General features: G+C 65.8%; 16 protein-coding genes and 1 riboswitch. Of the genes, 8 read left to right on the forward strand and 8 right to left on the reverse strand.

The genetic code is table 11. The annotated features are described in order from the left end of the window. The first annotated feature begins 47 nt into the window (after nucleotides 1-47). Nucleotides 48-896: an ammonia-dependent NAD(+) synthetase gene (gene nadE / locus U5809_RS30570; protein ID WP_176051804.1), complete on the forward strand. Its 849-nt coding sequence runs from the start codon at nucleotides 48-50 to the stop codon at nucleotides 894-896. Nucleotides 897-1,031: 135 nt separating this feature from the next. Here the strand turns inward: nadE and U5809_RS30575 are convergent, their stop codons facing one another. From U5809_RS30575 to U5809_RS30585, 3 genes are all read right to left on the reverse strand, one after another. Next, on the reverse strand, nucleotides 1,032-2,708 hold the full coding sequence (locus U5809_RS30575) for a S10 family serine carboxypeptidase-like protein (protein WP_322089254.1): 1,677 nt from the start codon (nucleotides 2,706-2,708) through the stop codon (nucleotides 1,032-1,034). A 73-nt stretch (nucleotides 2,709-2,781) separates the two neighbouring features. Next, nucleotides 2,782-4,374: a S53 family peptidase gene (locus U5809_RS30580; protein ID WP_322089255.1), complete on the reverse strand. Its 1,593-nt coding sequence runs from the start codon at nucleotides 4,372-4,374 to the stop codon at nucleotides 2,782-2,784. A 258-nt stretch (nucleotides 4,375-4,632) separates the two neighbouring features. Continuing rightward, nucleotides 4,633-5,259, reverse strand: a complete 627-nt coding sequence (locus tag U5809_RS30585; RefSeq protein ID WP_322089256.1) for a LysE family translocator — start codon at nucleotides 5,257-5,259, stop codon at nucleotides 4,633-4,635. 134 nt (nucleotides 5,260-5,393) lie between these two features. On the opposite strand from U5809_RS30585, the gene U5809_RS30590 reads away from it, so the two are divergent. Then, nucleotides 5,394-5,858 (forward strand): Lrp/AsnC family transcriptional regulator, encoded by a 465-nt coding sequence (locus tag U5809_RS30590; protein WP_059238912.1) that lies wholly within the window; start codon nucleotides 5,394-5,396, stop codon nucleotides 5,856-5,858. Nucleotides 5,859-5,921: 63 nt separating this feature from the next. Here U5809_RS30590 and U5809_RS30595 read toward each other — a convergent pair whose 3' ends face one another. Continuing rightward, the gene (locus tag U5809_RS30595) at nucleotides 5,922-6,839 is read right to left on the reverse strand and encodes a LysR family transcriptional regulator (protein ID WP_262389975.1); all 918 of its coding nucleotides are present in this window, start codon (nucleotides 6,837-6,839) and stop codon (nucleotides 5,922-5,924) included. 133 nt (nucleotides 6,840-6,972) lie between these two features. Between U5809_RS30595 and speB the strand changes: the two genes are divergently transcribed. Both speB and U5809_RS30605 read left to right on the forward strand, forming a co-directional pair. Beyond that, nucleotides 6,973-7,929, forward strand: a complete 957-nt coding sequence (speB, locus tag U5809_RS30600; protein ID WP_011353980.1) for an agmatinase — start codon at nucleotides 6,973-6,975, stop codon at nucleotides 7,927-7,929. A 54-nt stretch (nucleotides 7,930-7,983) separates the two neighbouring features. After that, nucleotides 7,984-9,309 (forward strand): MFS transporter, encoded by a 1,326-nt coding sequence (locus tag U5809_RS30605; protein WP_322089257.1) that lies wholly within the window; start codon nucleotides 7,984-7,986, stop codon nucleotides 9,307-9,309. Between the two features lie 171 nt (nucleotides 9,310-9,480). On the opposite strand, the gene metE is transcribed toward U5809_RS30605, so the two are convergent. Beyond that, nucleotides 9,481-11,775, reverse strand: coding sequence for a 5-methyltetrahydropteroyltriglutamate--homocysteine S-methyltransferase (gene metE, locus U5809_RS30610; RefSeq protein ID WP_322089258.1), 2,295 nt, complete (start codon nucleotides 11,773-11,775; stop codon nucleotides 9,481-9,483). A 128-nt stretch (nucleotides 11,776-11,903) separates the two neighbouring features. Here metE and U5809_RS30615 point away from each other — a divergent pair, with 128 nt between their 5' ends. Beyond that, nucleotides 11,904-12,812, forward strand: coding sequence for a LysR family transcriptional regulator (locus U5809_RS30615; protein WP_282508486.1), 909 nt, complete (start codon nucleotides 11,904-11,906; stop codon nucleotides 12,810-12,812). A gap of 27 nt (nucleotides 12,813-12,839) precedes the next feature. On the opposite strand, the gene U5809_RS30620 is transcribed toward U5809_RS30615, so the two are convergent. After that, on the reverse strand, nucleotides 12,840-13,562 hold the full coding sequence (locus U5809_RS30620) for a CbtA family protein (RefSeq protein WP_322089263.1): 723 nt from the start codon (nucleotides 13,560-13,562) through the stop codon (nucleotides 12,840-12,842). 13 nt (nucleotides 13,563-13,575) lie between these two features. Next, nucleotides 13,576-13,785: a CbtB domain-containing protein gene (locus tag U5809_RS30625; RefSeq protein WP_006488502.1), complete on the reverse strand. Its 210-nt coding sequence runs from the start codon at nucleotides 13,783-13,785 to the stop codon at nucleotides 13,576-13,578. A 32-nt stretch (nucleotides 13,786-13,817) separates the two neighbouring features. Beyond that, a riboswitch (cobalamin riboswitch) is annotated at nucleotides 13,818-13,961 on the reverse strand. Nucleotides 13,962-14,007: 46 nt separating this feature from the next. Here U5809_RS30625 and U5809_RS30630 point away from each other — a divergent pair. The 3 genes from U5809_RS30630 to U5809_RS30640 all read left to right on the forward strand — a co-directional run bounded on the left by U5809_RS30630 (nucleotide 14,008) and on the right by U5809_RS30640 (nucleotide 17,386). Further along, entirely contained in the window at nucleotides 14,008-14,595 is a 588-nt protein-coding gene (locus tag U5809_RS30630; protein WP_322089259.1) for a histidine phosphatase family protein, read from the forward strand. A gap of 168 nt (nucleotides 14,596-14,763) precedes the next feature. Further along, the gene (locus U5809_RS30635) at nucleotides 14,764-16,356 is read left to right on the forward strand and encodes an inorganic phosphate transporter (RefSeq protein ID WP_282508484.1); all 1,593 of its coding nucleotides are present in this window, start codon (nucleotides 14,764-14,766) and stop codon (nucleotides 16,354-16,356) included. A gap of 286 nt (nucleotides 16,357-16,642) precedes the next feature. Then, a complete protein-coding gene (locus tag U5809_RS30640) occupies nucleotides 16,643-17,386 on the forward strand; it encodes a 2OG-Fe(II) oxygenase (RefSeq protein ID WP_322089260.1) in 744 nt (247 codons plus the stop codon). A gap of 224 nt (nucleotides 17,387-17,610) precedes the next feature. Here U5809_RS30640 and U5809_RS30645 read toward each other — a convergent pair whose 3' ends face one another. Continuing rightward, nucleotides 17,611-19,035, reverse strand: a complete 1,425-nt coding sequence (locus U5809_RS30645) for a DHA2 family efflux MFS transporter permease subunit (protein WP_322089261.1) — start codon at nucleotides 19,033-19,035, stop codon at nucleotides 17,611-17,613. Nucleotides 19,036-19,567 lie beyond the last annotated feature (532 nt).

Raw genomic sequence — 19,567 nt, forward strand, 5'->3', positions numbered from 1 at the left:
ATTGCGCTTATGATGGGCGCCTTGCATTTCGTTCCGGAACTTCCTTCATGACATCCGCCGATTACGCCAGCCGCCAACGCGCGATCATTGCCGAACTGAACGTCGCCCCGCACTTCGACGCCGAGGCCGAGATCGCCCGCCGCGTCGAGTTCCTCGCGCAGTACCTTCGTTCAACCGGCCTGCGGACCTACGTGCTCGGCATCAGCGGCGGCGTCGATTCGTCGACGGCCGGCCGGCTCGCGCAACTGTCGGTCGAACGCCTGCGCGCCGACGGCTACGATGCGCGCTTCATCGCCATGCGCTTGCCGAACGGCGTGCAGAACGACGAAGCCGATGCGCAGCGCGCGCTCGCGTTCGTCCGCGCGGACGAGGTGCTGACGGTCGACGTGAAGCCGGCCGCCGACGCAATGCTCGGCTCGCTGGCCGCAGCCGGCCACGTATTCGAAACACCCGCGCAGCAGGATTTCGTGCACGGCAACATCAAGGCGCGCGAGCGCATGATCGCGCAGTACGCGGTGGCCGGCGCGCAGCGCGGCATCGTGATCGGCACCGATCACGCCGCCGAATCGCTGATGGGTTTCTTCACGAAGTTCGGCGACGGCGGCGCGGACATCCTGCCGCTCGCGGGCCTGAACAAGCGCCGCGTACGCGCGGTCGCGCGTGCACTCGGCGGCGAGGAGCTGATCGTGATGAAGGTGCCGACGGCCGACCTCGAGGAACTGCGCCCGCTGCGCCCCGACGAGCACGCATACGGCGTAAGCTACGACGAAATCGACGATTTCCTCGAAGGCAAGCCGGTCAGCGACCACGTGTACGAAACCGTGCTGCGCTTCCACGAAGGTTCGCGCCACAAGCGCGCGCTGCCGTACACGATGTTCGACTGGCCGGCCGCGTAAGCCGCTATCGACGCTGAGCGACCGGCTCGTCACACGCATCCGGCGCTGCGGCCCGGCGACCGGCCGGCAGCGTCGGAGCCCAACCGCCGCGCGCGGCCGTGACAGCTACGCGCGGCAACCCGGCGACGGGCACCGCTATGCGTGCCCGCCCGTCTTCTTCGCCTGCAGCGCGCGAATCCGCATCCGCGCGCCCGTATTGCTGACCGTCGCGTCGTACATCGTCGCGAGATCGCGCTTGAGCGCGGTGCGCGAGCCGCCGTCGAGATACACCATGTGCCCCGACGGATAGAAGCGCGCGGACAGGTTCTGCCGCACCTGCTGGTCCTCGAGCGGCATCTGCTGCAGGTCGATCACGGTCTGGTAGAACGGCGTGACGAAATCGTAGAAACCGTTCGCCGACAGCACCTTCAGATCGACGTTCAACGCCATCACCGCCGCGAGATCGCCGGCCGTGTAGAGAATCACGTTCCCCTGCGCATCGATGCCCTGCTGCGCGCCGGTCGGGTCGATGTGACTGAAATCCCAGTTCTGGAACGCCTGGTCGTTCAGGTCGGTGAACGCGGAATTCGACGTGAACTTCAGCTGCTCGTTCAGGTAGCTGTTCCACATCGCCGTATAGACGCCCGTCACGGCCGTCATCGTCGGATCGTTGCCGCCCGAGTTCGGGTCGATCTTGCCGGCGATGCCCGACGAGATCCCTGTCACGCGGCCGTCGTACGAGCCGAGCGCGAGCCCTTGCGCATGCAGCAGCGTCGTCAGGAACAGCGAATTGCCACGCGTGTCGTAACCCGCGATGTTGAGGCTCCACGATTGCAGCGTCGCCGTGTCGATGCCCGTGTACTGCGACAGTTTCTGCACGGCGGCCGGGTCCGCATGCGGCACCGTGCGCAGCGCGTTCAGGTAATCGGTGCGCGAGAACTGCGCGACCTCCTCGACGAATGCGCCGAGATCGGTCGGCGCCGGCGTGACGCCGAGCTTCTTGTGATACCACGCGTCGGCCGCGGCGGTCGGCAACGCACCGACCGGATTGCCGGCCTGTCGGTAGTCGAGGATCGACGATTGCAGTGTGACGCCGTTCAGGTCGACACCGTCCTCGTGCAGCTTGTACGCGAGCACGCAGCTGCGCGCGGTGCCGTACGATTCGCCGAACAGGTATTTCGGCGAATTCCAGCGGTTGTTCTTCGTCAGGTAGCGCTTGATGAACTGCTTCAGCGAATCCGCATCCTGGTCGACACCCCAGAAGTTGCGGTTCTTGTGCGGTGCGACAGCCGCCGAATAACCGGTGCCGACCGGGTTGATGAACACGAGATCGCTGTGGTCGATCATGCTGTCCGGGTTGTCTTCCATCTGGTACGGCGCGGGCGGCGTGAAACCCGGCATCGACGTCTTGATGCGCTTCGGCGCGAACGAACCCAACAGCACGAATACCGACGACGAGCCGGGCCCGCCGTTATAGAAGAACGTCACCGGGCGCGTTTCCTCCGTCGCGCCGTCGGCCGTGAACGCGACGTAGAAGATCTTCGCGGCCGGCTGCGAACTGCTCGAGTCGACCGTCACGAGGTGGCCGGCCGTCGCCGTGTACGCGATGCGCTTGCCGTCGATCAGGATCGTGTGATGCGTGATCGCGGCCGCCTCGGTCGTATCGGTCACCGAGTCGTCGGGGCCATTGCCGTACGCGACCGGGTCGAAGAACGGCTGGTCCCGGCCGTGGCTCAGCGCGACCGGGTTGATGGTCGGCGGCACGCCGTGTGAATTGTGGTCGCCGTGATGCAGCGGATACACGCCGCCGGAAGATGCGGAATCGATGCCCATCGTGCTGCTCCTGGAGGTGAAAAAAGACGCGGGCAGGACACCCGCGTCGAACGGAAAGGCGTGTGCCCGCGCGTCAGCTCGACGGCTTGCGCGCGAGGATCGCGGCGAGTTGCGCGCCGTTCGGGCTGCCGAGGCCCGTGCACGCATCCCAGCCCGAAGCGGCCGCATAGGTGCCGTTCGATCCTTTCGTGATGTCGCGCAGTGCGCCCGGATTCTTGTACAGCACCGGATTGATCCAGCCGGCCGATGCGCCGGCCGCCGCATTGATCCGTGCGATCAGCGCGGCCCACAGCGGCGCGACCGCGCTCGTGCCGCCCATCACGGTAGCCGTGCCGGCGACCGACACCTCGTAACCCGTCTGCGGCGACGCATCGCCGGCCACGTCGGGCACGCCGCGTTTCGTGAGCGGCGTGCGGCTGCCGTCGGCAAGCGTGAGAGCGAGCCCCTGCTGCCACGCCGGCACGTCGAACAGCGTGCTGACGCCGCCGCCGCCCGCGCCGCCGCCAGCCGCCTCGTCGTTCCACGTGACCTCGCTGCGGATGCCCTGCCCCGGCAGCGCGTCGAGCTGCGTGCCGCCGCAGCCGAGCACGTACGGGCTCGATGCGGGGAAGTCGACGTGATCGGCGCCGTCCTGCAGCCCGTCGCCCGAGCCGCTGTCGCCGGACGCCGCGCACACGGTAACGCCCTGCGCGGCGGCCGCCTGCAGCACGCGGTTGAACGCCTGTGCCGACTGCGCCTGCCAGGTCGCTTCCGGGCCGCCCCAACTGATCGAGATCACCGACGGCTTGTTGGTCGTGTCGCTGACGGCCGCGTTGACGGCCTGGATGAAGCCCGCGTCGCTGTTCGATGCGAAGTAGACGGCGATCTTCGCGGCCGGCGCGATCGCACCGGCGATCTCGATGTCGAGCGCGACTTCGCCGTCCGGGCCGTTAGGGTCGCCGGTCGGCGTGTTGCGGCCGGTCCCGACGTTCACGTCGACGAGCGTGGGCGGCGTCGTGATCCCGAGCCCGCGGAAGTACTGCTGGATATCGGCCGCGCGATAGCCGCCGCCGAGTTCGACGATCGCGATGCATTGGCCGGCGCCGTCGCCGGCCGGAAAGCCGTACAGCGACGCCAGCTGGACCGGCGTGAATGTGACGCCCGCCGCGCCGCCGCGTGCGGGCCGGAACGGCGGACGCAGCCGGAAATGCGGCCGCGCCTGCGGGCGGCTGTCGAGGCCGAGCACGGCCGTGACGGCATCGCCGAGATCGTCGGGTAGCGCGATCGGGCCCGAGCGGCCGCGATACTGGCCGATCGACCGATGCTCGAAACGCTCGAGCGTGACGCCGAATGCGGCTTCGAACTGCTTGATCGTGCCCGACAGCACGACGACGCTCTCGACCGGATCGACGCGATCGACCGTGAGCTGGTGATGACGCGCGAAGTCCTCGGTCTTGCGGATGTCGTCGGGATTGGCGGAAAAACGCTGCGCGAATGCTTCGCGTGACAGCGGTTTCGCCTGTGTGTCGCCGGTGGCGAGCTGGTGGACCAACGTATCGAGTTGCCCTTCTTCCTGCCGCCGCAACATGATCGTGACGTGGATGCGTTCTGCCGGATCGCACGGGCCGAGGCACTTGGACTCGGCGACGATTCGGGGTTCACGGTCGGCGTGAAGATGCCTTGCCATGTTCAGACCCTCCTTGGTACCGCGTTGCACGGAACAGCCAGGAAATCGGACATAGCCGGCGGAAGTCGGTTCCGTTCGGTCAGTCGGTTCGCGATTGCGCGAAGGTGAAGGAAGTTTAGAACAGTCAGACGATTTGCGCGCACGCCCTTCTGCAGCAAGGCATGCGCGTGACGGCCGGCATGGCGCACGGCCTGCGGCGATCGGCGCATCGTTGCCGCGCGGCTGTCGACCGACGCGCCAACGGTGCAAGAACCCCGTTCAGTCCATCGACAGGCGCAGCGCGAAACCGATCAGCGCCGCCGAAAACGTCCAGCGCTGCACGGTCTGCGCGAGCGGATGCGCGCGCATCCACGCCGCGATGCGCGACGCGCCGAACACGCACGCGAGGTCGAAGCACACGCCGGCCGCCACCAGCAGCGCGCCCAGCTCGAACATCTGCCAGACGACCGGCCCGGCCTCGGGACGCACGAACTGCGGCAGCAGCACCGAGCAGAACAGCAGCGCCTTCGGGTTCAGCAGGTTCGTCAGCAGCCCCTTCACGAACGACTGACGCAGTTCGCCGGCCGTCGCCGCCGTGTCGCCGTCGCCGAGCGCGAACACCGGCGAGCGGAACACCTGGATCGCGACATAGGCGAGATACAGCGCGCCGCCGTAGCGGATCACCTCGTACAGCCACGGGGCGCCGCGGATCAGCGCCGCGACGCCACACGCCGACAGCGTCACGTGCGCGGTGCGCGCGAGCGACAGGCCGGCCGCCGCCGCCATGCCCGGCCGCACGCCACGGCCGATGCTGGTCTGCAGCACGAGCGCCATGTCAGGCCCCGGCACCGCATAGATGGCCGCCAGCGCGGCGAGATAAATCAACAGCAAATGCGTGGAAATCATGGTCTGCCCCCGTCCTTCAATGACGATATGTTGCCGCTGAAGGACGAGGGATTATTGGCCATCTTTGGCTCGGAATTGGTAATTCATAGGGGAATCCGCCACAATGACGGAATCGACACAAGGATTCCGCCAACATGACCGAGCTCGACAAAACCGACCGCGCGATTCTCGCTGCGGTGCAGCGCGACGGCCGCCTGCCGATCGCGCGTCTCGCCGAATCTGTCGGCTTGTCCGAGACGCCCTGTGCGCGGCGCCTCAAACGACTCGAAAGCGACGGCTACATCGAGCGCTACCGCGCGCAGCTGTCACGGCAGGCGCTCGGCTTCGGCGTCGTCGCGTTCGTGCTCGTGCGGTTCGCCACGCACGACCGCAAGGTCGCCGACCGGTTCGAACGGGAAGTGCTCGGCATCGAGCGGATCCTCGCGTGCCACAACGTCGCGGGCACCGCCGACTACCTGCTGCAGGTGGTCGCGCGCGACCTCGACGACTACGGCACGTTCCTGCGCGACTCGCTGCGGATGCTGCCGGGTGTGACGTCGATCGAATCGGCGCTGTCGCTGCGCGAGGTGAAGCACGACGCGGGCTTGCCGGTGCCGTGATACGCACCGGGGCGACGACCTGCTCCGGTGTAACGCTTGTTCACATTGGCGGCAACGCCGCCCTCATGCGACGTCGGGTGACTGGTGCGCGCGCTCCAGATCCTCGAGAAACGCTTCCACGAGCGGATTCCCGCGTCCGTTGCGCGCGACGACCATGTGGAACGTCACGTCGTAGCGCAGTTCATCGGGATTGAGCGGCGCGAGCAATCCCTGCGCGACGTACGGCGCCGCGAAGTGCTGCGGCAGGTAGCCGAGGTGGTGGCCGGACAGGATCAGCAGCGCGACGGCCTCCATGTTGTCGGCGGTCGCGGTCACGCGGTCGGGCGTCGTCGACAGTTGCGCCTCCGGTAGCGGATACGAGCGCCACGCCCATTCGAAACCCGCGACGTCGGCCGGCGTCAGCATGCCGGCGCCGTCGAACAGCGGATGGCCACGGCCGCAATACGCGACCTGACGCTCGATGAACAGCGGCGTGTAGTGCAGCGACGGCACGCGGTGCCAGAAGTAGCCGACCGCGATCTGGATCTCGTCGCTCAGCAGTTTCTCCTCGAGATCGCCGGGTGCGCGCACTGAAATCGAGAAACGTACGGCTTCGTCGCGCGTGCGGAACGCGGCGATCGCCTCGGCGATCCGCGCGTTCTGGCTCACCGGCGTATGGCCGATCAGGCCGATGTTCAGCGTGCCGACCAGCTGGCGGTCCATGTGCCGCGCGGCCATCCCGAATTCGTCGAGCGCCGCGAGCAGCTTGCGGCTCATCGCGTGGAACCGTTCGCCCTTCGGCGTGAGCCGGAAGCCGCTGCGGCCGCGCTCGCAGAGCCGGTAGCCGAGCCGCGTCTCGAGCGACGACAGTTGCGCACTGATCGTCGACTGCCCGACGTTCAGCACGGCCTGCGCGGCCGATACACCGCCCGCGTCCGTGACCGCGAGAAACACGCGGATCAGCCGCAGATCGAGGGTCGACAGATTCCCCAGCACGTTCATCCCCTTCCATACATCGATGAAAATCGATGTTTACGTCGATATCTTCGCATTCTTCTTTCCCGGCGGAGCGCGTAAAACTGTGCGCCAAGCCGCGTCGCATGATACGGCAACCCCACATCGGAAGAGACAGCCCATGAACGACCACACCCATTTCCAGCCGCTCGGCGGCAATGAAATGCCGCGCTGCGGCGGCATCGCCACCATGATGCGCCTGCCGCACGTGGCGAGCGCCGAAGGCCTCGACGCCTGTTTCGTCGGCGTGCCGTTCGATCTCGGCACGTCCAACCGCACCGGCGCACGATTCGGCCCGCGCCAGATCCGCACCGAATCCGTGCTGCTGCGTCCGTACAACATGGCCACGCGCGCAGCGCCCTTCGATTCGCTGCAGATCGCCGATATCGGCGATGTCGCGATCAACCCGTACAACCTGCACGATTCGATCGCGCGCATCGAAGCCGCGTACGACGCGATCCTCGAACACGATTGCAAGCCGATCACGCTCGGCGGCGACCATACGATCGCGCTGCCGATCCTGCGCGCGATCCACCGCAAGCACGGCAAGGTTGCATTGATCCACGTCGATGCACACGCCGACGTGAACGACACGATGATGGGTGAAAAGATCGCGCACGGCACGCCGTTCCGCCGCGCGGTCGAGGAAGGCCTGCTGCACGGCGACAAGGTCACGCAGATCGGCCTGCGCGGCACCGGCTACGCGGCCGAGGATTTCGACTGGTGCCGCGAGCAGGGCTTCCGCGTCGTCCAGGCCGAGGAATGCTGGAACAAGTCGCTTGCACCGCTGATGGAAGAAGTGCGCGCACGCGTCGGCGATACGCCCGTCTACATCAGCTTCGACATCGACGGCATCGACCCGGCCTACGCACCGGGCACCGGCACGCCGGAAATCGCGGGCCTCACGGTGCCGCAGGCGCTCGAGATCATCCGCGGCGCGAAGGGGTTGAACATCGTCGGCTGCGATCTCGTCGAAGTCGCGCCGCCGTACGACCCGTTCGGCACCACCGCGCTGCTCGGCGCGAACCTCGCGTACGAGCTGCTGTGCGTGCTGCCGGGCGTCGCGTACCGCGACTGATCCCGGCGCCACCACTATTCCAAATCAAAGGATTCCAGAGGAGCACACATAAAGATGGGGACTTCCGTCAAGCAACCGAAGCGGGCGGCGCTCGCTTCGTTCGTCGGCACCACGATCGAGTGGTACGACTTCTATAGCTACGCGACCGCCGCCGCCATCGTGTTCGGGCCGCTGTTCTTTCCCGGCGAAAACCGCTTCATCAGCCTGCTCGCGTCGTTCGGCTCGTTCGCGGTCGGCTTCTTCGCGCGGCCGCTCGGCGGCGTGATGTTCGGCTATCTCGGCGACCGCTTCGGCCGCAAGCGCTCGCTGCTCGCGACGCTGATGCTGATGGCCGTGTCGACCGTCGCGATCGGCCTGCTGCCGACTCATGCGCAAGCCGGCGTGATCGCACCGATCCTGCTGGTGCTGATGCGCGTGCTGCAAGGCATCGCGGTCGGCGGCGAATGGGGCGGCGCGGTGCTGCTCGCCGGCGAGCATGCGCCCGAAGGCAAGCGCACGTTCTTCGCGTCGTTCGCGCAGCTCGGCAGCGCAAGCGGCCTGATCCTGTCGATGCTCGCGTTCGGTGCGATCAGCACGCTGTCGAAGGACGACATGATGAGCTGGGGCTGGCGCGTGCCGTTCCTCGCCAGTTCCGTACTGCTGATCGTCGGCTTCGTGATCCGCGCGAGCGTGTCCGAGTCGCCCGAGTTCGAGGAAGTCAAGAAGAGCGGCAACATCGCGCAAAAGCCGTTGCGTGAAGCGCTCAAGTACTGGCCGCTGCTGCTGCTCGCGATCGGTGCGAACGTGTACGGCATCGCCGGCGTGTATTTCAGCAACATCTTCATGATCAGCTATGCGACGCAATTCCTGTCGCTCGACCGGTCGATGGTGCTGCATTGCATGACGATCGTCGCGGTGCTGCAGTTCGTCGTGCAGCTCGCGGCCGCGTTCCTCGCGCAACGCTTCGGCACCACGCGCGTGCTGCTGATCACCGGCGCATGGGCCGCGATCGTCCCGTTCCTGATGCTGCCGCTCGTGCACATGGGCACGCCGCTGTCGATCACGGTCGGCGTCGGCCTCGCCACGCTCGCGGAATCGGGCTACTACTCGGTCGTCGCGGGCTTCGTCAGCGGCATCTTCGTCGCGCGCATCCGCTATACGGCGATCTCGATCGCGTACCAGGTGTGCGGTGCGCTCGCCGGCGGCCTCACGCCGCTGGTGGCGACCATCATCGCGCAGAATACCGCGCCGCAATGGTGGCCGCTCGCGATCCAGTACACGAGTGCCGCCCTAGTGTCGTCGCTGTGCGTGTGGCTGATCTCGCGCCGCGTCAGCATCGACGATGCCGGTGCGCCCCGCAAGCAGGACGACGCGCTGCCGCGCGGCGCGCGCACCGTGTAACACCCGTGCACCGGCGCAGGCAGCTTCACCCGCCTGCCCGGTCATCGCAAGCAAGGGCAGCGCACCGCGCTGCCCTTTTTCATTTGCCCGTACGGAAGTCCGAGCGCCAAGGCAGGCATCGCGTTGCGCGAGCCGCGGCGCGCGCAATACGACCGGCCCGCGTTGCCCGCGTCAATGCACCTGATTGCGCAGCGTCTTCGCCGCAGCAACCATGTTCGTCAGCGCCGGGATCACCTCCGCCCACTGGCGCGTCTTCAGGCCGCAGTCCGGGTTCACCCACAGGCGCTCCGCCGGAATCCGTTCCGCCGCCTTCCTCATCAGGCCGACGATGTGATCCTGCGTCGGGATGTTCGGCGAATGGATGTCGTACACGCCCGGCCCGATCTCGTTCGGATACCTGAAGCTGTCGAACGCGTCGAGCAGCTCCATGTCCGAGCGCGACGTCTCGATCGTGATCACGTCCGCGTCCATGTCGGCGATCGACGCGATGATGTCGTTGAACTCCGAATAGCACATGTGCGTATGGATCTGCGTGTCGTCCTGCACGCCGTTCGCGGTGATGCGGAACGATTCGACCGCCCACTTCAGGTACGCGCCCCATTGCGCGCGGCGCAGCGGCAGCCCTTCGCGCAGCGCGGCCTCGTCGATCTGGATCACGCGCACACCGGCCTTCTCGAGATCGAGTACCTCCTCGCGGATCGCCAGCGCGAGCTGGTAGCACGACACCGAGCGCGGCTGGTCGTCGCGCACGAACGACCAGTTCAGGATCGTCACGGGGCCGGTCAGCATGCCCTTCATCGGCTTGTTCGTCAGCGACTGCGCGTAGGTGATCCATTCGACCGTCATCGCCTTCGGGCGGCTGATGTCGCCGAACAGGATCGGCGGCTTCACGCAACGCGAACCGTACGACTGCACCCAGCCGAACTGGCTGAATGCGTAGCCGTCGAGCTGCTCGCCGAAGTATTCGACCATGTCGTTGCGCTCGGCTTCGCCGTGCACGAGCACGTCGAGTTCGAGCGATTCCTGCTCGCGCACGCTGCGCTCGATTTCAGCCTGCATCGCCGTGCGGTAGCCGGCCTCGTCCAGCGCGCCGGCCTTGAACTGGCTGCGCGCCTGGCGGATTTCGGCGGTCTGCGGGAACGAGCCGATCGTCGTCGTCGGGAAAGCCGGCAGCTTCAGTCGCGCCGACTGCTTCGACGCACGCTGCGCATAGGGGCTCACGCGATTGCCGAGCTGCGCATCGATGCGCGCGATCGCGGCCTTCACCGCCGGGTTGTTCACGCGCGGCGAGCGACGTCGCGAGTCGATCGCGGCAGCGTTCGCAGCGAGCGCCTCGGCCACCTTGTCGCGGCCTACGTTCAGCGCGGTCGCGAGCACCTTCAGCTCGTCGAGCTTCTGCAGAGCGAACGCGAGCCACGAGCGGATTTCCAGATCGAGCTTCTCCTCGCTCGCGAGATCGACCGGCACGTGCAGCAGCGAGCACGACGGCGCGAGCCACAAACGATCACCCAGTTGCTTCGCGAGCGGTTCGAGCCAGTCGAGCGTCGCGTTCAGATCCGTCTTCCAGATGTTGCGGCCGTTGATCGCGCCCACCGACAGCACGCGCTCGGACGGCAGTTCACGCACCAGTGCGTCGATTTCGTCGCGTGCGTTGATCGCATCGACATGCAGGCCGTCGACCGGCAGCGAAGCCGTGAGCGTCAGGTTGTCCTGAAGCTGGCCGAAGTACGTGGCGAGCAGCAGCTTGATGCGACGCGTTTCCAGCGCCGCATACGCGGTGCGGAATGCCTGACGCCATTCGGCATCGAGCTCCGTCACGAGGATCGGTTCGTCGATCTGCACCCATTCGACACCCTGCGCGGTCAGCGTGTCGAGCAGCGCGCCGTACACGGGCAGCAGCTTGGGCAGCAGCGCGACGCGATCGGAATCGTCCTTCGCCTTGCCGAGCCACAGGTACGTGACGGGGCCGAGAATCACCGGCTTCGCGTTCACGCCCTGCGCATTCGCCTCGGCGAGTTGCTGCAGCAGGCGCGACGGATCGAGCGAGAAGTTCGTGTCCGCGTGAAACTCCGGCACGATGTAGTGGTAGTTCGTGTCGAACCACTTCGTCATTTCACCGGCCGCGACACCGCCGCAGCATGCCGCGTGTTCTTCCGCCGACTGCGCCGAACGGCCGCGCGCGACGCGGAAATAGTTGTCGAGCGCGTCGCCATGGAAATCCAGCACGCGCTTCGGCAGGTTGCCGAGCGTGAAGCTCATGTCGAGCACCTGGTCGTAGAACGCGAAATCGCCGATCGGCGCCAGGTCCAGGTCGCGCTGGTCGTGCCAGTGGCGCCGGCGCAGCTCGGCGCCGAGCGCCTTCAGTTCGTCACGCGACGACTCGCCCTTCCAGTAGCGTTCGAGACCGAACTTGAGTTCGCGCTTCGCGCCGATGCGCGGAAAACCGAGGTTGTGTGTCGTAACCATGAAGCTGCCGTCCAGAGAAAAATTGAAGATCCGGCAGCCATCATAGGGATTTCAAACCATGAAATAAAATGGCATTATTTCATTCATCCATTAAAGTTATTCATGCATCTGTTGCGCGAGCGAAATCCATGCTGGAACGATTCCATCTCGTCGTCATTCGTGAAGTCGAGCGCCAGGGCTCGCTGACCGCAGCCGCCAATGCGCTGCACCTCACGCAATCGGCGCTCAGCCATACCGTCCGGAAAATCGAGCAGCAGCTCGGCACACCGATCTGGGACCGCGAAGGCCGCGGCCTGCGGCTCACGCAGGGCGGGCAATATCTGCTGAAACTGGCGAACCGGCTGCTGCCGCAGTTCGAGCTTGCCGAGGAGCGGATGAAGCAGTACGCGAAGGGCGAGCGCGGCACGCTGCGCATCGGGATGGAGTGCCACCCGTGCTACCAGTGGCTGCTGAAGGTCGTGTCGCCGTACCTGTCGCGCTGGCCCGACGTCGACGTGGACGTGAAGCAGCGCTTCCAGTTCGGCGGTATCGGCGCGCTGTTCGGCCATGACATCGATGTACTCGTGACGCCCGATCCGCTGAACAAGCCGGGCCTGCGCTTCGATCCCGTGTTCGACTACGAGCAGGTGCTGGTGGTCGCCGACTCGCACCGGTTCGCGAACGCCGACTACGTGACGCCCGAGCAACTGACCGACGAGATCCTCATCACGTACCCGGTCGAGACCGACCGGCTCGACATCTACAACCAGTTCCTGACGCCGGCCGGCATCGTGCCGAGGCGGCACAAATCGATCGAGACCACCGACATCATGCTGCAGATGGTGGCGAGCGAACGCGGCGTGGCCGCGCTGCCGAGATGGCTGGCCGACGAGTACGCGGACCGGATGCCGGTCGTGCCGGTCAAGCTCGGCAAGAAGGGGATCTCGAAGCAGATCTTCCTCGGCATTCGCGAAGCGGAGGCATCGATCGACTATCTGGCCGCGTTCGTCGCGCTCGCGCGCGAATCGACGTGGAGCGCGCCGCGCATCCTGCGCTAGGCGCGCTCCGCTCCGTTGCGCTGTGCGTTACGCGGCGCGCACGCCGACGCGTTCGCTGCGCTCGACCCACGCGCCGAACAGCAGGCCGATCGTCGTCCACATGATCACCTGCATGCCGATCGCCGCGACGCGGAACTTCCACAGCACGGCGGCCGGGAAATCGGCCGGCAGCTCGCTGACCGACGGCAGCCCGATCTGCACGGCCGCGATGATCGCGACAAACACGAGCCCGGCGACGATCGACGCGTTCCACTGGCCGAGCTTCGCCAGCAAATGGCGGCGCACGCTGACCGAGAACACCATCGTCGCGACCGAGATCGCGATCATCAGGAAAAACAGGCCCGTGCGATAGCCGATCGTGTCGGGATCGCCGACCGACGGCGGATTGGCCGGGTACTTGAGGTTCGGCACGATCACGAGCGCGACGAACGCCGCCAGCGCGAGCCACGCGGCCAGCGGACGGGCCGGAAGGCGGCTGCCCCGCCCGTAGGCAAACGCGAAGACCAGCGAGAACAGCCCGCCGAATGCCGCGCCGTAGGTCACGACGCCCGTCAGCAGCCCGAGGCCGGCCTGCGTGTGGCGGCTGACCAGCTCGGGCTCCGGTGCGTCGCCTTTGGCGGCGTCGGCTTTTTCTTCGAAGGAGATCGCCTGATCGACTTGCGGTTCACCGACGACTCTGGCGAAACCGAACGTGAGGAGGCCTGCGGCGATGCCTGCGAGCATCCCGCGCATGAGCAGCTTTCCGACCATCATGACCTCCGCGTCAGTGGCAGGGAAAGCCGAGCAGATGGCGGCCGTCGTGGACGAATTCGTGGACGTACATGCCCGGCACGAGCGACGTCGCGCCTTGTTCCGCGCCGACGAAATAGAGGGCGAGCAACAGGATCAGGCCGACGAATACGGCCCACGGCAACAGTTCACGGACGGGGATGGGTGCCGGCACGACTGCCGGCTTCAGCACTGCTTCGCTCATGGATGCACCTCAGGGGAATCGCGCCCCGACAAATGTTGGATGGGTACGAAGGCAGGTCTGGCTTCCGGGATCATGGATTCCCCGGTTACAGTGGCGCGACCGCGCCGGAATTGCACCGGCTTCCGCGTTTCGTATCGGGCGAATTGTACGCGCGAACGTTCGTGTATTGAAGTGATCGCGCAAAGGCGATCGCGTCCCGCTCCGGCCCCCCCGAAAACCGACATGACCCTGCATGCCTCGCTACGCCTGATCGCACACGCATCGACCCGGGCGATGCGTACCGGCACGTTTCCCGACGACGATCCGCTCGATACACACGGGCTCGCCGAAGCCGCAGCGCTACGCGACCGGTGGGCGGGTACCGCCGGCGTGCTCGTGCTATGCAGCCCTGCTTGCTGCGCGCGGCAGACCGCCGATGCGCTCGGCCTTGATGTCGACATCGACGACGCGCTGCGCGACATCGATTACGGCAACTGGCGAGGCCAGCGCTTGCACGACCTCGCTCGCGACTTGCCGGACGAACTGGGTGCGTGGATCGGAAATCCGTCGGCGTCGCCGCACAGCGGTGAATCGTTCGAAGCAACCATGCGCCGCGTCGGCACATGGTTGAACGCGCTGCAGCACGACCGCGACATCGTCGCAGTCACACATGCGCCAATCGTCCGCGCGGCCGTCGCACACGTGCTGCGGATGGATTCGAAGGCAGCAACCCGCATCGACGTCCCGCCGCTGTCCTGCACGACGTTCGTTGCGTCGCCACATGGCTGGACGTTGAGCGGGGACGACGATCGGCGCGACACTCACGCGTGAGCCCCTTCCGCGTCGCGGTCACGATGTGAATCGCGATACGAGCCGACGCGTCTCGCCGCAAGCACACCTTACATCGCTGTAAGACACACCGTTCGTGATCCCGACTGTCATCAAACTGACTGCTGGCCGCAGATAGGATCGGACGCGGTTCCCTTACGAGATGCCGTCATGAATCAACCTGCTTCGTCCGCACCGAACAACTCGGGCTCCGTCGAACGCACCAGACAGGTCGGCTATGCCGTCTTCCTGCTGGTGCTCGCGCTCGGTGCGATCTATATCGCCACGCACCTGATCGACGATCTGTCGCCGGTCCGCGAAGGGAAGCTGTTCCCGTACCTGCTGCTCGGCGCCGCGCTGCTGATCGCGCTCGGCTTCGAATTCGTCAACGGCTTCCATGACACCGCGAACGCGGTCGCCACCGTGATCTACACGCACTCGCTGACGCCCAACGTCGCGGTGATCTGGTCCGGCATGTGGAACTTCCTGGGCGTGATGGTCTCGAGCGGCGCCGTCGCATTCGGGATCCTGCAGTTGTTGCCGGTCGAGCTGATCCTGCAGGTCGGCAGCGGCGCGGGTTTCGCGATGGTGTTCGCACTGCTGATCGCCGCAATCGTGTGGAACCTCGCGACCTGGTATTTCGGGTTGCCGTCGTCGAGTTCGCATACGCTGATCGGGTCGATCATCGGCGTCGGGCTGATGAACCAGCTGATGCACGGGCCGTCGGGTACGAGCGGCGTCGACTGGGGCCAGGCGCTCGGTGTCGGCAAGTCGCTGCTGTTCTCGCCGATCGTCGGCTTTCTGTGCGCAGCGCTGCTGCTGCTCGTGCTGAAGACGCTCGTGCGGATCCCGGAGCTGTACAAGGAGCCGCCGAAGGATCAGCCGCCGCCGTTCTGGATTCGCTGCCTGCTGATCCTGACCTGCACGGGCGTGTCGTTCGCGCACGGGTCGAACGACGGGCAGAAAGGGATGGGCCTCATCATGCTGATCCTGATCGGCACGGTACCGACTGCGTATGCACTGAACAAGGCCGTCACGCCGGCCGAATCGCAGACGTTCGTGGCGGTCGCGACCCAGGCCGCCGCGACATTCGGGAAGTATACGAACGGCGTCGCGCCGTCCGCGAACCCGCGCGCCGACGTCGAACACTACGTGCAGCGTCGTGAACTGACGCCCGCCGTGCTGCCGGCCGTGCAGCAGCTGTCGACGTCGCTCGCGACCGCGGTCGGCGCGTCGGGCTCGATGGCAGCCGTGCCGCAGCGTGACGTCGACAACGTGCGCAACACGATGTATCTGGTGTCCGAAGCAATCCGCCTGATCGAGAAGTCGGGCCAGCCCGCGTTCGCCGCCGACGACAAGCTCGCGATCGACAACTATCGCAAGCAGCTCGACCACGCGACCAAATTCATTCCGACGTGGGTGAAGGTTGCCGTCGCGATCGCGCTGGGCCTCGGTACGATGGTCGGCTGGAAACGGATCGTCGTGACCGTCGGCGAGAAAATCGGCAAGCAGCATCTGACGTATGGACAGGGCGCATCGGCCGAACTCGTCGCGATGCTGACGATCGGCGCCGCCGACGTGTACGGGCTGCCGGTGTCGACGACGCACGTGCTGTCGTCGGGTGTCGCGGGCACGATGGCGGCGAACGGGTCGGGGCTGCAATGGGGCACGGTGCGCAGCCTCGTGCTCGCGTGGGTGCTGACGCTGCCGGCGTCGATCGTGCTTGCCGGCGGGCTCTACTGGTTGTTCCGGTCAATGGCTTGATGCGCGTTGCGACGGGTGGCCGGTATGCGCCGGCCGCTTGTCGTGGAAGATTCGCTGCTCGCCTCTCCGCCTCTCCGCACTGATACGTCGCAGCCTTCGATGCGTCCGTGCGCGCCCCGTGCCCCCTCTCGCTTCCGAATTGAAGCGCAAGATCTGGAGCGCACCTGCACACGAACGTCGCTAGACTGGGTTCATCAATTTTCTTCGTGGCGCCAATCGTGCTCGCAATGCTTTCGAGCATTACGCACGGATCGGCGCCACATCGCTGACGAACCGAGGGATGCCCGTGAACATCGCCGATCTGCAACCTGCCGTCGAATCGCTGGACATCGCACAACGCATCGACGCCATCGACTGGCCGACTGTCGGCGCCGAACTCGATCGCCATGGATGCGCGCGCGTGCCGGGCCTGATTTCGACGAACGAATGCGATACGCTCGCGTCGCTCTATCCGCGGGATGCGCTTTATCGTTCACGCGTCGTGATGGCGCGGCACGGATTCGGCCGCGGCGAATACAAATATTTCGCGTACCCGCTGCCCGCGGACATTGCCGAGCTGCGCACGACGATCTACCCGCATCTCGCCCCAATCGCGAATCGCTGGAACCAGGCGCTCGGAATCGACGTCCGCTATCCGAAAGACCACACGACACTCCTCGATCGCTGCCATGCGGCGGGGCAAACGCGACCGACGCCGCTGATCCTGCAATACGGTCCCGACGACTACAACTGCCTCCATCAGGATCTCTATGGCGAGCACGTGTTTCCGCTGCAGGTTGCGATCCTGCTGTCGGCGCCGGGCCGCGATTTCACGGGCGGGGAATTCGTGTTGACGGAACAGCGGCCACGCATGCAATCACGGGCGGAAGTGGTGCCGCTGATGCAAGGCGACGCGGTGATATTCGCCGTGCACGGCAGACCCGTGCAGGGGACGCGAGGCGTCTATCGCGTCAACCTGCGCCACGGCGTAAGCCGGATCCGCAGCGGCCACCGCCACACGGTCGGCATCATTTTCCATGACGCGCAGTGATGGCAGCGAGGACGAGCGTGGCGCCGTCTCGACGTTCGTCACGCGGATGATTTCCGGTTTGCGCTAAAGCACCGCGCGGTCTGCTCACGCACCCGCAGAAGTGGCAAACAACCGATTGCGCTGACCGCCAGCCCATCGCAATCACGACGGCTCGACATTTCCGGTGAGCGACGCAAAATGGAGATGCTCACCCGTCGTAGTGCAAATTCGATTCGTAACCCTGCCTACCCTCGCGCCACACTCGCCCGCAGCCGGTCGCCTGCATTGGAGGCCAGCCGTGCATAGCCCGGCAGCGTCAGCAGCGCGAGCACGCCTGCCGCGACGAAGGCCCAGCGGAAATCGTCGAGCACGTAATGCATGCCGGCCGCATCGCCGCGCGCCAACGCCGCGAGCCGCAGCGACAACGCACCGAACGCGATCCCCATCCCGATCGTCATCTGCTGTGCAGCGCTCCACAGCGTGCTGGCGGCACTCGTCTGATGAGCCGGGATATCCGCATAGGCGAGTGTCGCGAGTGTCGTGAACTGCATCGACCGCGTGAGTCCGTAGACGAATACGACAAGCAGCGTGATCGTCAGCGGCGTCGACGCGGTCAGCCAGCCGCACGCAATCGTGAAGATGCCGACAATGGTCACGTCGACGAGTGCAACGCGCCGGAAGCCATATCGGTCGAGAATCCATGACGTTCCCGCCTTCATCCCCAGATTGCCGAGCGCACTCGCGAGCAACAACAGGCCAGACTGGAACGGCGACAGCCCGAAGCCGATCTGGAACAACAGCGGCAACAGGTACGGCACGGCGTTGATCGCCATCCGCGTGATCGAACCGGTGATCACCGTCACCGAGAAGGTCGGCACCTTCAGCGTGGTGAAGTCGAGCAGCGGATGCGCGCAGCGTCGCGCATGCAACCACGCGGCCGCGCCGAACAGCACGCTCGCGCCCACCAGGACACCCGCGCGCGTGAAGTCGACATCCTGCTGGCCTGCCGCTTCGGTACCGATCAACAGACAAGTCAATGCGCCACCGGCCAGCACGAATCCAACCCAGTCGAGCGGCCGTTGCTCGTCGGCCCGCGTGTTCCGGACGATCAGCAAGGTACAGACCAGCGCGGCAATACCGAACGGGACGTTCAGCAGGAAGATCCAGCGCCATGACGCATAGGTCGTGATGAAGCCGCCGATCGGCGGCCCGACGACAGGCGCGACGATGCCCGGCCACGTGATCGTCGCGATCGCTCGCATCAGCTTGGCCTTCTCGGTGCTACGCACGACGATCATCCGTCCGACCGGCACCATCATCGCCCCGCCGACGCCCTGCAGCAGCCGTGCAGCCGTGAACGTCATGACGCCCTCGGACAGCCCGCACAGCACCGACGCACCAGTGAAGACGACGATCGCGCTCGCGAATACCGTGCGCGACCCATAGCGGTCCGCGATCCAGCCGCTGATCGGAATGAACACCGCCAGCGCAAGCATGTAGGCCGTCATCCCGAGGCTCAGCGCGTTCGGACCGACACCGAACGAATGCGCCATTTGCGGCAGCGCTGTCGCGATCACGGTCGTGTCGAGATACTCCATGAAGAACGTTGCGGCGACGAGATACGGCAAGAAGTCGGTCGTCCGACCACCTTGGGCAGGGCTGTCAGTCATGAACGATGCAGGAGAGGGAATGCGAAAGACACCGATCGCCAGCAGATGTGGACAAGCGCCGCGAATCGGGACGAATGGCGATATTACCCCGAAGGGGCCGCTCTCCGCTCTGCAGCGCATGTCGCGAGAACGGACTTTATGCGCATAGATTTTTATGACGGATTCGTGGTGCGTTCGCCGAAGGGCGCACACGGACAGGTCGACAGGGTGCGTCGAAAGACCGGTGGATGAAGCAGGGAATGTTCGTCAGAAGATGGTATTTGTCGATCATCGTCGACGAGCGTCGCTCATTTTCGACCATCAAGACATCGTCTCTCGATGTGTCGACATCGACCGGAGACTGACTGCAGGTGGATTAGCGTGATCCGTAGAAGAACGTACCGGGGATATCGGGGGTGCTTGGCCGCGGATTGCTCGAGGATGGCAGATGCCTGATCCGCGACCGTCTGCCGTCTGCCGCCTCAGTTCCGGCCGCATTGCGCCTGGCCAGCTCGCGTGCATTTCCGCCGCTCAAATGCAAAAACCCCCGCCT

It is taken from the genome of Burkholderia sp. BCC1999, assembly GCF_905339975.1.
Taxonomy (GTDB): Bacteria; Pseudomonadota; Gammaproteobacteria; order Burkholderiales; family Burkholderiaceae; genus Burkholderia.

What these genes read in the sequence shown, in the direction of transcription:
- nadE (WP_176051804.1), top strand. Translation starts at nt 48, where the DNA reads ATGACATCCGCCGATTACGCCAGCCGCCAACGCGCGATCATTGCCGAA.
- U5809_RS30575 (WP_322089254.1), bottom strand. Translation starts at nt 2,708, where the DNA reads ATGGGCATCGATTCCGCATCTTCCGGCGGCGTGTATCCGCTGCATCAC.
- U5809_RS30580 (WP_322089255.1), bottom strand. Translation starts at nt 4,374, where the DNA reads ATGGCAAGGCATCTTCACGCCGACCGTGAACCCCGAATCGTCGCCGAG.
- U5809_RS30585 (WP_322089256.1), bottom strand. Translation starts at nt 5,259, where the DNA reads ATGATTTCCACGCATTTGCTGTTGATTTATCTCGCCGCGCTGGCGGCC.
- U5809_RS30590 (WP_059238912.1), top strand. Translation starts at nt 5,394, where the DNA reads ATGACCGAGCTCGACAAAACCGACCGCGCGATTCTCGCTGCGGTGCAG.
- U5809_RS30595 (WP_262389975.1), bottom strand. Translation starts at nt 6,839, where the DNA reads ATGAACGTGCTGGGGAATCTGTCGACCCTCGATCTGCGGCTGATCCGC.
- speB (WP_011353980.1), top strand. Translation starts at nt 6,973, where the DNA reads ATGAACGACCACACCCATTTCCAGCCGCTCGGCGGCAATGAAATGCCG.
- U5809_RS30605 (WP_322089257.1), top strand. Translation starts at nt 7,984, where the DNA reads ATGGGGACTTCCGTCAAGCAACCGAAGCGGGCGGCGCTCGCTTCGTTC.
- metE (WP_322089258.1), bottom strand. Translation starts at nt 11,775, where the DNA reads ATGGTTACGACACACAACCTCGGTTTTCCGCGCATCGGCGCGAAGCGC.
- U5809_RS30615 (WP_282508486.1), top strand. Translation starts at nt 11,904, where the DNA reads ATGCTGGAACGATTCCATCTCGTCGTCATTCGTGAAGTCGAGCGCCAG.
- U5809_RS30620 (WP_322089263.1), bottom strand. Translation starts at nt 13,562, where the DNA reads ATGGTCGGAAAGCTGCTCATGCGCGGGATGCTCGCAGGCATCGCCGCA.
- U5809_RS30625 (WP_006488502.1), bottom strand. Translation starts at nt 13,785, where the DNA reads ATGAGCGAAGCAGTGCTGAAGCCGGCAGTCGTGCCGGCACCCATCCCC.
- U5809_RS30630 (WP_322089259.1), top strand. Translation starts at nt 14,008, where the DNA reads ATGACCCTGCATGCCTCGCTACGCCTGATCGCACACGCATCGACCCGG.
- U5809_RS30635 (WP_282508484.1), top strand. Translation starts at nt 14,764, where the DNA reads ATGAATCAACCTGCTTCGTCCGCACCGAACAACTCGGGCTCCGTCGAA.
- U5809_RS30645 (WP_322089261.1), bottom strand. Translation starts at nt 19,035, where the DNA reads ATGACTGACAGCCCTGCCCAAGGTGGTCGGACGACCGACTTCTTGCCG.